General features: G+C 62.2%; 14 protein-coding genes. 2 read left to right on the top strand and 12 right to left on the bottom strand.

Going from position 1 to position 12,152, the window contains the following annotated elements; translation table 11 throughout:
- Positions 1 to 84: 84 nt before the first annotated feature.
- Together CO675_RS17060 and CO675_RS17045 are read left to right on the top strand one after the other, a co-directional pair.
- On the top strand, positions 85 to 369 hold the full coding sequence (locus CO675_RS17060; protein ID WP_097673070.1) for a hypothetical protein: 285 nt from the start codon (positions 85 to 87) through the stop codon (positions 367 to 369).
- 1,107 nt (positions 370 to 1,476) lie between these two features.
- Positions 1,477 to 1,662 carry a hypothetical protein gene (locus CO675_RS17045; RefSeq protein WP_097673067.1) on the top strand — a complete coding sequence of 62 codons (186 nt, stop codon included), beginning with the start codon at positions 1,477 to 1,479 and terminating at the stop codon, positions 1,660 to 1,662.
- Here CO675_RS17045 and ccoS read toward each other — a convergent pair.
- From ccoS to CO675_RS16990, 12 genes are all read right to left on the bottom strand, one after another.
- Positions 1,644 to 1,811, bottom strand: coding sequence for a cbb3-type cytochrome oxidase assembly protein CcoS (gene ccoS / locus CO675_RS17040; protein WP_097673066.1), 168 nt, complete (start codon positions 1,809 to 1,811; stop codon positions 1,644 to 1,646). The two genes, CO675_RS17045 and ccoS, sit on opposite strands and share 19 nt — an antisense overlap.
- A complete protein-coding gene (locus CO675_RS17035) occupies positions 1,811 to 3,997 on the bottom strand; it encodes a heavy metal translocating P-type ATPase (RefSeq protein ID WP_097673065.1) in 2,187 nt (728 codons plus the stop codon). The genes ccoS and CO675_RS17035 overlap by 1 nt, the downstream gene beginning before the upstream one ends.
- Before the next feature lie 11 nt (positions 3,998 to 4,008).
- Positions 4,009 to 4,509: a FixH family protein gene (locus tag CO675_RS17030; RefSeq protein ID WP_097673064.1), complete on the bottom strand. Its 501-nt coding sequence runs from the start codon at positions 4,507 to 4,509 to the stop codon at positions 4,009 to 4,011.
- A gap of 15 nt (positions 4,510 to 4,524) precedes the next feature.
- Entirely contained in the window at positions 4,525 to 5,982 is a 1,458-nt protein-coding gene (ccoG, locus tag CO675_RS17025) for a cytochrome c oxidase accessory protein CcoG (protein WP_097673063.1), read from the bottom strand.
- Between the two features lie 95 nt (positions 5,983 to 6,077).
- Positions 6,078 to 6,950: a cytochrome-c oxidase, cbb3-type subunit III gene (gene ccoP / locus CO675_RS17020; protein ID WP_097673062.1), complete on the bottom strand. Its 873-nt coding sequence runs from the start codon at positions 6,948 to 6,950 to the stop codon at positions 6,078 to 6,080.
- A 6-nt stretch (positions 6,951 to 6,956) separates the two neighbouring features.
- A complete protein-coding gene (locus CO675_RS17015) occupies positions 6,957 to 7,121 on the bottom strand; it encodes a cbb3-type cytochrome c oxidase subunit 3 (RefSeq protein ID WP_097673061.1) in 165 nt (54 codons plus the stop codon).
- A gap of 10 nt (positions 7,122 to 7,131) precedes the next feature.
- The gene (ccoO, locus tag CO675_RS17010; RefSeq protein WP_097673060.1) at positions 7,132 to 7,866 is read right to left on the bottom strand and encodes a cytochrome-c oxidase, cbb3-type subunit II; all 735 of its coding nucleotides are present in this window, start codon (positions 7,864 to 7,866) and stop codon (positions 7,132 to 7,134) included.
- An 8-nt stretch (positions 7,867 to 7,874) separates the two neighbouring features.
- Positions 7,875 to 9,497, bottom strand: a complete 1,623-nt coding sequence (gene ccoN, locus CO675_RS17005) for a cytochrome-c oxidase, cbb3-type subunit I (protein WP_245452795.1) — start codon at positions 9,495 to 9,497, stop codon at positions 7,875 to 7,877.
- Between the two features lie 26 nt (positions 9,498 to 9,523).
- Positions 9,524 to 10,021 (bottom strand): hypothetical protein, encoded by a 498-nt coding sequence (locus tag CO675_RS40585; protein WP_158231261.1) that lies wholly within the window; start codon positions 10,019 to 10,021, stop codon positions 9,524 to 9,526.
- A gap of 108 nt (positions 10,022 to 10,129) precedes the next feature.
- Positions 10,130 to 10,357, bottom strand: coding sequence for a hypothetical protein (locus CO675_RS16995; RefSeq protein ID WP_097673058.1), 228 nt, complete (start codon positions 10,355 to 10,357; stop codon positions 10,130 to 10,132).
- Between the two features lie 217 nt (positions 10,358 to 10,574).
- A complete protein-coding gene (locus tag CO675_RS39975) occupies positions 10,575 to 10,784 on the bottom strand; it encodes a hypothetical protein (RefSeq protein ID WP_143279027.1) in 210 nt (69 codons plus the stop codon).
- On the bottom strand, positions 10,781 to 11,530 hold the full coding sequence (locus tag CO675_RS16990) for a CBS domain-containing protein (protein WP_097673057.1): 750 nt from the start codon (positions 11,528 to 11,530) through the stop codon (positions 10,781 to 10,783). Before CO675_RS16990 ends, CO675_RS39975 begins: the two co-directional genes overlap by 4 nt.
- Between the last annotated feature and the right edge of the window lie 622 nt (positions 11,531 to 12,152).

The raw sequence follows: 12,152 nt of genomic DNA, 5'->3' as shown, positions 1-12,152 counted from the left end.
GGATTGATCAAGCAATTAAGACGGTGCCCTCAATATCCCCTCGAAAGGATATCAACACCGAGCACACGCCAAGGGAGAAGCACCATGCCGGACATCGCGAACCTCGATCGACGTAAGCGTCACCGCGCCGCGCTATCGCTGGCATGCCGGGCAGCGCCGATCGATCCGTCTGAGCTTTGGAGTGCTCACCGGCAGAAAGCGCGCGAGGCGCTACAAGAGGCGGTTTTCGCTCTTCAGATCACTCATGCGCGAACGTCCATCGTGATCGGAAAGATCGAAAATCCGGAGAACCGCAAACAACTACAAGCCCAATCTACGCGGATCGGGACGTTGATCGACCTCGCCTGGTGCCGACTCGGCGATATCTGAGCGCTGGTCGCCCGGTTCGGCTCGGAGGGCGTCGCCCCTCTTGCTCAGCCGATCGCAGCCGTGGTGCTGACGATCATTGGGCGTCTAAAAGAAAGCTCGACATTCCAACGGGCGTCGAGCGTCCAACGCACCGCCAACGAAGGCAACTGCGATCACCGGTCATTGAGCGGCCCGATCTGCCCTCGGGAACGCCGATGACGCAGCCCGGCAGGAAACTTCCTGCCGGGCTGCCATGCATGCTGCGACCATACGTATCGCTCCAGGGCGTCAAACCGAGAGTTCGTCGAAGCTGGCGCGAACGGCCAAACGAGACTTGCTGGTCTGCGCGACAAATTGCAATCGCGTCGATCGCGAGGCCGTGGTGTACCTCCGCTTTGTCGGGCTAACTCCTATTGACGATAGAGCTTGCGAAGCACTTTGAGGGCCACGCGTTGCTCCTCTACGTACTGCTGCACTAGTTTCCGAAGCTCCTCGGATAGCAACTCGGCGGCATCGCGCTCAACTTCGTCGAGTATTGCTTCGGCATCAGCTAACCGTATCATTACCACCTCGACGTGCCTGACGGGCCCCGGTATTTGAGGCAACAACTTCCAGCGATAGAACGGGAACCAGTCGGACCGGAACTTCAATCTATAGCGGATCGATGGGGACGCATTGACCTAGCTCAAGGCTCGGCGGCCTCCGAGATCGGCGATATTGCGGGGCATACCCTGGACCAGGTGAGCCGCTGCAACGCCTTCGCGATCGAGGCACTCGGTCAACGCCCCAATCATTTCATCGCGAGTGTCAGTTTCCAGCTCTGCGATTGCGCTACATCAACCGTTCAAGCGAATGAGCGTGTCACGCTAAATGCTTCAGCGGAGTAACTTACGATATGCGTCGGCTTTTGACCTCGATAATTCGACGGCTGACTCTGTTAGGGTGGCGCGACATTGGGTCGGCGCCGTCTGACCGCGTGATCGAGCTCGCGGTGATCGACGACGATCGACATCCGCTCGGCTTCCCCTGCATTCGGCACGCCGACGGATGGTTCGATGCCACCACGATGCGACCCGTCACAGTGTCGGCGACACACTGGCGCTATTGGCAGCCTGACGTGCTGCCAATGTGCTGCTGCTGACGATGGCGCGGTTTGGTGCTGTCAACCGGCTGGTCTCGGTCCTGCTCCTGCGGTCTCGGGTGCCGCAATGGCGGCGGCCGGACTGGACATTGGTGCTGGCGCTCGCCTCAACGGCAATGACCATCGCCGCGGGTGTTTCATTGGTCTATTTTCATTATTTGGATCGGCCTTGACCGTTCGCGGGCTCGTCGTCGGCGATGGCGCGCCAGGCTGCCCCGTCGAGATCGTCGTACTGGCCGCTTTTGAGTGACCAGAGGAAGCCGAGCAGACCGACAAAGCCAAGTGCGAGAGCCAGAGGCACCAGAAAGACCAGAATTTCCATCAGACCATCTCCCTCGCTCGCGCTCTCAGCGCGTTCAACATCACGATCACCGAGGAGCCCGACATCGCCGCCGCGGCGATCAGCGGCGTGACAAGGCCGGCGATCGCGATCGGCACGGCCAGTAGGTTGTAGATCACGGCGAGCCAGAGATTTTGGCGCATCAATCGAAGCGCCTTGCGAGATACCTTGACCGCCGTCAGCACTGGCACGAGACGCTCGCCGAGAAAGACCGCATCGGCAACCGTCTGGCTCAGGTGGGTCGCCGTAACGGGCGACATTGAGGCGTGCGCGGCAGCCAGCGCCGGCGCATCGTTCAGGCCGTCGCCGACCATCAGTACCTTGCAGCCCTGGCGCACCAGTTCGTCGATCCGGTCGATCTTGTCGACCGGAGACACCTCGGCGCGCCATTCACGCACGCCGAGCACCTCGGCTGCCAGCCGGACCGCAGGTTCGCGATCCCCAGACACGATCTCGACGGCGATGCCCATGCGCGCCAACCCTGCCACCACCTCAGCCGCGTCCGGCCGCAGCCGTTGCCGAACCGCGAAGGCATATCTGCACTCGCCAGACCTGAATGCGACGACGGACGCCTCGGGATCGCGACACAGAAGCTCGTTGGCGAGGTCATCCGCGCCGCAGAATGACGGTCGGCCCAGCCGGATCGGACGACCTTCGTAAAAACCGTGGACGCCTTGGCCTGGTTCTTCCTGGATGTCCGGCAGGGGTGCGGCCGCACCCGCCTTGCGCGCGACCGCGGCAGCGACCGGATGACGGCTCGAGAGTGCCAAACGGCCTGCCAGCTTCACGACATCGTCCGGGATGTCCGCGAGATTGGCGACATCAAGCTCGGGTAGCGTCAACGTGCCCGTCTTGTCGAAGATCACCCGGTCGATCTCGGCGATACGCTCGATCGCGTCGCCGGCGTTGAGCAGCACGCCAGAGCCGAACAGCGCACCGGATGCAACGGTCTGCACGGCAGGAATGGCAAGCCCCAATGCGCAGGGACAGGTGATGATCAGGACTGCAATCGCTGTCACGATCGAATCATGAAAACTCGCGCCATATGCCAGCCAGCCCAGCATCGTGATCAACGCGGTCGCGTGCACCACCGGGGCATAGAGCCTTGATGCACGCTCCGCCAATCGAAGATAGCGCGAGCGCGCCTGGAGCGCGCGATCGAGCAGCTGAGATATCTCATCCAGCAGCGTACCACCCGAGGCGGCCGATACACGGACGCGCAATGTTCCGGAACGGATCAGTGTGCCCGCGAATATAGCGCTGCCAGGTGTCGCCATCGCGGGCAAGGTTTCGCCCGTGATCAGGCTCTGATCGACATCCGAGCGGCCCTCGATCACGTTGCCATCGACCGCGCAGCGTTCGCCGGGCCGCAGCAGCACGACGTCGCCGGGCCGGATCGCGGCTGCCGGGACCGTTCTGATCTCGGTTGGGTTAATAAACTTCGTCGCGGTCTCCGCCTTCAGCGCCGCGAGGTTGCCCGCAAAAGCGCGGGTGCGCCGCCGCATGTTCTGGTCGAGGTACCGACCGGCGAGCAGGAACGCGATCAGCATGATCGCGGCATCGAAATAGGCATGTTCGGCGTGATTTACCGTCTCGATCACCGAGGTTGCCAGCGCGAGCACGATGCCGATACTGATCGGAACGTCCATGTTGACGCCGCGCGCTCGCAGGGCTGACAACGCCGACGAGAAGAAAGGCTGCGCCGAATAGGCTGCGGCCGGCAACACGATCAGCGCCGACAGCCAGTGGAAGAAATCGCGCTGCTCCGGCAGCATGTCGGACACGTTGCCTGACCATACGGGGACCGACAGCATCATCACGTTCATCGCCGCAAAGGCGGCGACGCCCAGCCGGCGCAGCAGGCCTTGCGCTCGCTGCGCTTCCAGCGTTTCGGCATCATTCCGCTCGAACGGATAGGCCTTGTAGCCGAGTTCCGCGAGTCGGCTTACGAACAGCGCCGGGTCAAGAGCACCCGCCTTCCACTCCAGCGCCAGGCGACTGTCGGTCAGGTTTACGCGAGCCGAGGTGACGTCTGGGATGGTTGACAGATTGCGTTCGATCTTGGCCATGCAGCCCGCGCAATTGATGCCCTCGACTGCGAGATCGAGATGGACGAGCCCGGTGCCCGCGCTCTTCAGATAGTGAGAGAAATCGATAGCCGCCTGCATGGGATTTCCCCTCAGTTCAGCAGGATTCGGTTCTTCGACAGGAACATGCGGCGGCCATCCGCGTCGCCCTCGATCACCAGGTCCCACTGCCCCGCGGCGACGCCCTCGGCTCGGCCACGATAAGTACCAACGCCCGCCTCGCCGATCCCGATCTCCCGATCGGCGCGACGATCGATTGGTCGTTCGAGCCGAGCGAGGAAACTCAATCCGGTCAGGGGTGCGCCGGCGTGATCGCGCACCTCGAGTGCTACTGCGGCGGTCCCATCAGACTGCCGATCGATATGCGCATGAACCTGCCAGTCGCGCTCGTTCTGCTGTCTTGCCGCGTCGATCTCGCGCTGATAGGCGAGGCCGGCGCTATAGGCGCTGTCGACCTCAGTGCCCGGAAGTGTCGTGATGGCAAGGCGCATCATGACCATGTTCACGCTGATCACGACAGCGAAGAACGCGATTGTCGTGACCAGGACGAAGCGCCCGGTGATGGGTCGTGCGACTGAACTTGAGGCTGCCATGGCTGGATTCCATCGTTACGGAAGGACGAAGTGGTCGGTCGCGGAGGCGACCTCTCCGAGGCCGATATCAGTGACGCGGAACGTGACCGGCACCGACTTTTCCGCCTTTTCATCGAACGCCGCCGTCACCAGCACGCGAAGCTCGGTGGTGGTGTCGCGGCCAAGGACGATCATCGGCCGGTCTGGCGTCACGGAGTCCGCACCGATGACATGCAGTTTCGCCCCGGCCGGCCCATCGACATCGATCGCGATCACGCGATCGAAGCCGCGCTTGTTGAGGAAGCGGAGCGTGTATCCATTGCGGATCGCGCCATCGCTGAGACTTACCGCGATCGGGTTGCGATCGTGCAGCACGTTGACGTCGAGCAGGGTCCGCGACATCAACGCGTACAGCATGACCGCACAAACCACGGTGATCAGGCTGGCGTAGACGACGGTACGGGCTCGAACAGGCTTGAAAATCTCCTGCTTGCCGGCAACGCGCCGCTGAACGTTGATATCGTTGTCGTATCCGATCAGACCCGTCTTGCGACCGACCTTGGTCATTACGGCGTCACAGGCATCGATGCACAGGCCGCATTGGATGCAGCCGAGTTGCGCGCCATCGCGGATGTCGATCCCGGTCGGGCACACGGCAACGCACTGGTTGCAATCGATGCAATCGCCGGCCTTCTCGCCGAGCGAGCGAATGTCGAACGCCTTCTTGACCGAGCAACGCGGCTCGCCGCGATCGTATTTGTAGGTGACGTTGAGCGCCCATTCGTCGGTCAGCGCCGCCTGGATCCGCGGCCACGGGCACATATAGACGCAGACCTGCTCGCGCATGTAGCCGGCCAGCAAATAGGTCGACGCGGTCAGCATCGCGATCCAGACATAGGCGATCACTGGGGCCTGAAGGGTCGCCAGGTCGCGCACCAAGGTCGGCGCATCGGCGAAGTAGAGCACCCAGGCGCCACCGGTCCACCAGGCGATCATCAGCCAGATCGCGTGCTTCAACGCACGGCGACCGGCCCGCTTTACGGTCATTGGGCCAGCGTCGGCCTTCATCTGCGCGCGGCGATCACCTTCGACCAGTCGTTCGACCGCATAGAACAGATCGGTCCAGACCGTCTGCGGGCAGAGATAACCGCACCAGATCCGGCCGCCGAGCGCATTCATCAGGAACAAGGCGAACGCCGCCAGCACCAAAAGGCCAGTGAAGTAGTAGACCTCCTGCGGCCACAACTCGATGAAGAAGAAGTAGAAGCGTCGGTTTGGAAAATCGATCAGGACCGCCTGGTCGGGCGCGCCGAGGCCCCGGTGCCAGCGCACAAACGGCAGCAGATAATAGACGCCGAGGCAGACGGCCATCAGCCGCCATTTGATCGAGCGGAACCGGCCCGAGACGCTCTGCGGATATACCTTCTTGCGGGGCGCGTAGAGCGGGCCGTCTTCGTCGGTTATGAGTTCATCAGGCGACACGGGCTTGTTCATGGGTTGCTCGAGTGAGGCTCTGGTTGAAACCTACATCCCTGCACCGTGTCCGGGTTTGACCTCGGTCAATCATCCCGGCCCCCTCGCGGTGGCGGCTACTTGCCGCCACCGAGTGAGTGCACATAGACCGCCAACGCCTTGACGGTGACCGGGTCGAGGCGGCCGACCCAGGCCGGCATGACACCGGCGCGGCCATTGGTGATGGTCTCGACCAACGTCTCCTCATCGGAGCCATAGAGCCAGATCTGGTCGGTCAGGTTCGGCGCGCCGAGCTCCGGATTGCCCTTGGCGTTGTCGCCGTGGCAGCTGGTGCAATTCTCGGTAAATATCTTCTTTCCGGCCGCTAGGTCGAACTTCGGCGCGGTGGAAAGGCCGGAAAGCGAGCGCACATAGTTGGCGACGGTCACGATCTCGTCCTTCTTGAGCACGCCGTCGCGGCCGAATGCCAGCATCTGCCCTTCGTGAGTCTTTGCGTGTCCGGAACGTGCACCGAACTGGATGGTCTGCATGATCTGGTCAAGCGAACCGCCCCACAGCCAGTCGTCGTCGTTCAAGTTCGGATAGCCCTTTGCACCCGCGCCGCCGCTGCCGTGGCAGGGCGCGCAATTGTCGGCGAATACGGTCTTGCCGCGGGCACGTGCCAGCGCCAGCAGGGCCGGATCCTTCTCGATGTCGGCCAGCGACGCGTTGCCGAGCACCGCCATCTTCTCGCCGCGCAGCTTCTCGAGATCGGCAAGGTCGGTCGCGACACTGGCGCGGGTGGAATACTGGAACAGACCGGTGGTGTAGCCGGAGACCAGCGGCCAGGCCGGGTAGACGATCCAATAACCGATCGCCCAGATGATCGTTGCATAGAATGTCAGGACCCACCACCGCGGCAGCGGCGTGTTCAGCTCCTTGATGCCGTCCCACTCATGACCGGTCGTGCTGCGGCCGGAAACGCGGTCGATCTCATTGTGCTCGCTCATGATCGGTCAGTCCTCCCGCAGCGGCATCCGGGCTGCGGCGTCGAAGAGAGATTTGTTGCGGGGCCACAGCGCGTAGGCGACGATGGCGATGAAGATTCCAACGAAGATGGGCGTCCAGAGAGTGCCGACCAGGCTCGACGCAAAGTTCTCGACTTGAATGATCGCTTTCATGCTCGTGCCCTCAGCGCAGATTGGCTTTTTCGTTGTAGAGCTTGAAGTCGACGAGCGTGCCGAGCATCTGCAGGTAGGCGATCAGCGCGTCGAGCTCGGTCGGATTACCGGCCTTGCCGTCGAAGTTGCGGACCACCGCCTTCGGATAGCGCTTCTGGAACGCATCGGAGCCGGGGCTGTCGGGGTCGACCTGTGCTTTCAGATCGGCGGCCGCGTTGGCGATCTGCTCGTCGGTATAGGGCACGCCGATCGCGCGGTTGGTCCGCAGATGAGCCGCGGCGTCGGACGGATCGAGCTCCGTCCTGGCGAGAGCCGGGTACCCGGGCATCACCGATTGCGGGACGATCGAGCGTGGATTGATCAGGTGCGTGACGTGCCAGTCGTCTGAGTACTTGCCGCCGACGCGCGCTAGGTCCGGTCCGGTGCGCTTGGAACCCCACTGGAACGGGTGGTCGTACATGCTCTCGGCGGCCAGCGAATAGTGGCCGTAGCGCTCGACCTCGTCGCGCAGCGGCCGGATCATCTGCGAATGGCAGAGATAGCAGCCCTCGCGGACATAGATGTTGCGGCCGGCGAGCTCCAGCGGCGTATAGGGCCGCACGCCGTCGACCGCCTCGATCGTGCTCTTCAGGTAGAACAGCGGCGTGATCTCGACCAGTCCGCCGATGGCAATGACGGCGAGAATGCCGACGATCAGGATGATCGAGTTCTTCTCAAAGATCTTGTGTCGATTCCAGAGAGACATATCGTGACCTATTCGGCAGGCTGGAGAGCACCGGCGCCCTCGGTTTCGCTGGCTTGGCCGGCATTGACCGTCATCCAGAGATTGAAGGCCATGATCAGGGCGCCGACCAGGAACAGCGCGCCACCGGCCGCGCGGATGATGTAGAAGGGATGCATGGCCTCGACGGACTCGATGAAGGAGTATTCGAGGAAGCCGAGCGAGGTGTAGGCACGCCACATCAGGCCCTGCAGGATTCCCGACACCCACATCGCCGAAATGTAGAGCACGATGCCGATCGTCGCGATCCAGAAGTGCCAGTTGACGAGCTTCAGGCTGTAGAGCTGGCGATTCCAGAGCCACGGGACGAGGCAATACAGCGCGCCGAACGAGACGAAGCCGACCCAGCCCAACGCACCGGAATGCACATGGCCGATGGTCCAGTCGGTGTAGTGGCTCAGCGAGTTGACAACCTTGATCGACATCATCGGGCCTTCAAAGGTCGACATGCCGTAGAAAGCGACCGACACCACCATCATGCGCAGCACGGGATCGGTCCGCAGCTTGTCCCAAGCTCCCGACAGCGTCATCAGGCCGTTGATCATGCCGCCCCAGGACGGCATCCAGAGCATGATCGAGAACGTCATGCCGAGCGTCTGGGCCCAGTCCGGCAGCGCCGTGTAGTGCAGATGATGCGGCCCGGCCCAGATGTAGAGGAAGATCAGCGCCCAGAAATGGATGATCGACAGCCGGTAGGAATAAACCGGACGCTCCGCCCGCTTCGGAATGAAGTAGTACATGATCGCCAGGAAGCCGGCGGTCAGGAAGAAGCCGACCGCGTTGTGGCCGTACCACCACTGGAACATGGCATCCTGCACACCGCCCCAGGCGATATAGGACTTCGAGCCGAGGAAGGAGACCGGCAGCGCGGGGTTGTTGCCGAGATGGAGCACCGCGATCGTGATGATGAACGCCAGGTAGAACCAGTTGGCGACGAAGATATGCGGCTCCTTGCGCTTCACCAGCGTCATCAGGAACACGAGCAGATACGTCACCCAGACGATCGTCAGCCAGAGGTCGGCGTACCATTCCGGCTCGGCGTATTCCTTCGACTGAGTCACGCCGAGCAGATAGCCCGTGCCGGCGATCAGGATGAAGAAGTTGTAGCCGACCACGACGAACCAGGGCGACAGGTCGCCTGCAAGGCGCGTCCGGCAGGTCTTTTGCACGACATAGAACGACGTTGCGATCAGGACGTTGCCTCCGAACGCGAAGATCACGGCCGACGTATGCAGCGGCCGCAGGCGGCCGAATGTCGTCCAGGGCAGATCGAAATTGAGCGCCGGCCACGCCAGTTGCGAGGCGATGATCAGACCCACGGCGAAACCCGCGATGCCCCAGAACATCGCCATGGCGGAAGCGAACTTGATCGGGCCGAGATTGTAATTGGGGCGGCCGCCGATCTCCGCCGGAGGCAGCTCGGCCGGACGGTCAAGGTAGCGATTGCCGATCATGATCACGGAGATCAGGCTGGCGGCGCAAGCAAGCGACGCGTGAAAACTGAACGCCGCGTCATGGCCCATCGCAGCGCCGAGAAAGCTAACGAAGGCAAAAAATGCGAGTGCCGACGCCAGGCCGGCTTCGCCCATCGTCATTGACTTTGAAACGGAAGATGGACCTGTCATGTGGAGGCTTTCTTTGGGTGCGACGGCGTCAGGGAAATCACAGTTTGGCTGCCAACCGCTTGATCGGCGTCAATTCCGGCGCCATGCCGCGTGCCGCCGGCCCCGCGGCCCAGCGCAGACAGGGTCATTTCATTCGGACAGTATTTTGCCGGACTGGCCCGCCGCTCCCGCGCCAGATCCTCGGCGCAGCGTGCCTTCTCGCAGCATAGACCGCACACCCGCTGCAGATCACGCAGCACATCGCAATGGGAAGAAGCGAGCATCTGCTCGGACAAACCGGCATGCTCGAGACGCTTTCTGAGTAACTCAGGCGAGCCTTGCTCGCGGGCAAGCGCACGAAGGTCCGATGTCGAGAGGTTGAGCTCGTGAGCGATCTCGTCGACCTCTCGAGGCGTCATGAGATCGAATTCGTGTCGCCGAGCAAGAAATGCTCGCAAGCGGGCTAGAAGATTCTCAAATTGCGGCGAGCTATTGCCAGCTGATCGGTCGGTCATTTCTCAAGCCCCGTTCTGGTTCTCCACCTCTAGCGGAGGGACCCGATCTCCGATTTGACCTTGGTCAAACGCGCGATGTCGCGCGACCGCGGCCGCCGCTTATGGTTGTTAGCCGCCCCAGGCTGATGCCAATGCCGGCGGCGTTCGAAGCTCCATGGAGTCGGCAAAGATCGTCCAATCGCGAACACCCTTCTGTCGGCAAAAGTCGGCTTCGGCCAACTGTGCGGCCGCAGAAAGCGAGGCAGCATCGACCTTGAACGCTGCCTGGCAGGCGCGATGTTCATGGCCGGTATCGTCGCAAACCGTTTTGATGAAGCGAACGTCAAATGATGGCATGGCACCCTCGCATGGGCTAATTGCTTGTTGCTGACGTTGCCATCAATGCGGGGCGCCCGTATTGATCTGTCGCAACGGCGTGCTCTGTGTTGCGGATGCCTTGCTGGGAGAGAATCGAAGACGAGCAGAGCTTGAACGATCTCGACAGCGCGGGCGGCGCGCATCTCGCGACGTGCGGCTCACGTGATCAGGAACGACACCCCGACCGGACGAGGTACTATTTGTGGCGAGATTTCCAGTCTGCGGACGACGGCCGGACTGCCGGTATGGACGTCGCCTTTCCCTTAACGGTCCATCCGGCGGCGACGATCGCGAAGCCCACGATCGCACAGATCGCAAGCAGCGTTCCGGCGAATCCCACGACATCGGCGCTGACCACCGCGGTCGCGATCAACGGGATCAGTATGATTGCAGGGCGAACGATCATCCTGTCGTCTCGCTCGCCGCTTTGGCGGCAGCTGCTCGCTCATCCTCCTCGGACTGGATATAGAAGCCGGAATAAGTGTCGACGTAGCACAGATGATCGTGCACTTCCCTGACGCCGGCGGCATTCTCCGCGGCGACAATTGCCGCCTGCCTCGCCCGCTCATCCATGATGACCCCACGGAGATGCACCACGCCGTCGCGCACCGAGACTTGCAGTCCGAGCGGGCACCAGTTTGCACCGTCGAGTGCCCGCACGATGCGATCGTGGATGTGCTCGTCATCCGCCGTGGGATCCGGAACCTGGTGTGCGATGGACGCTACAGCCCGCAGCAGGTCCGCGCGTGTCACGAGGCCGACGAGGCGGCCGTCATTCATCACCGGCAGCCGCTTGACGCCCTTCTTCTCCATGAGATCGACCAGATCAGGCAGAGGCGTGTCTTCCGTCACGGTGACGGGATCGCACGACATGATCTCTCCCACCTTCCGCCCGCGCTCGTGGACGAAGTCCGCGGCTGCATAGCCGGAGCCGAGAAGGAACTGAAACCAACGGCCACGCCGGCGTTGCGTACCGATCTCGCTTCGCCGCAGAAAATCGCTCTCCGACAGGATTCCGACCAGTCTTCCGGCCGCATCGACCACCGGCAGGCCGCTGATATGGTGGTCCATCATCAGCTTCGCGGCATCGAGAATGGATGTCTCGGTTCCAACGGTGATGACGTGTCTCGCCATAATCTGATGTGCGCGCATTGCCGCTCTCCTTCCATCGCCTGCCACCAAGGTCACACGCAACCGGCTCGTTTGCTTTGATCTTCCTCAACGCCTGCGCTTGACGGAAATCAAGGCGACGCGACCGACGGTCGACGATGCTGACGCCTGTCAGGAGATCAGAATCATGTTGCAGAACCTGCTTGCCTCGATGGGAGTGCTGACGATTGTCATCGTAACGTTCGCCAGGATGCGCTTGCCGCCAAGCCGGCCGCTCAGGCAACCCGCCAAGTCGAACACCCGCCAACTCCGTCGGCGCCGACCGTTCTAGGCCGCCGCCTGCCCGATCCGACCACCCGACCGGAATTTTGACCTGCATCAAAACGGAGCGCCGCGCCACCGTTTAGGATGGTGATCCGTCAGGATCGTACAAATGGCAGACATAAGGGCTTGGCGCCCCATCATCTTCTCGTGTCCCAATACTGGCGATCGAGTTCAAGGCCTGCTACCTGCCGACGCATCCGAGCCCCTGGCTGACGAACTGCACTCGATCTCCTGCGCTGCCTGCGACGGCGTCCACTTCATCAATCTGCGAACCGGTGCCGTCGTCAATCCCAAGAGCAGCTAGCCTGATTGCAAGAATCACGCGGACCAGAAGCTATCG

The sequence above is a fragment of the Bradyrhizobium sp. C9 genome (assembly GCF_002532045.1).
In the GTDB taxonomy this organism is placed as follows: Bacteria; Pseudomonadota; Alphaproteobacteria; order Rhizobiales; family Xanthobacteraceae; genus Bradyrhizobium.
Note: the sequence above shows the minus strand (reverse complement) of the source record. Positions and strands in the feature narration are given on the sequence as shown.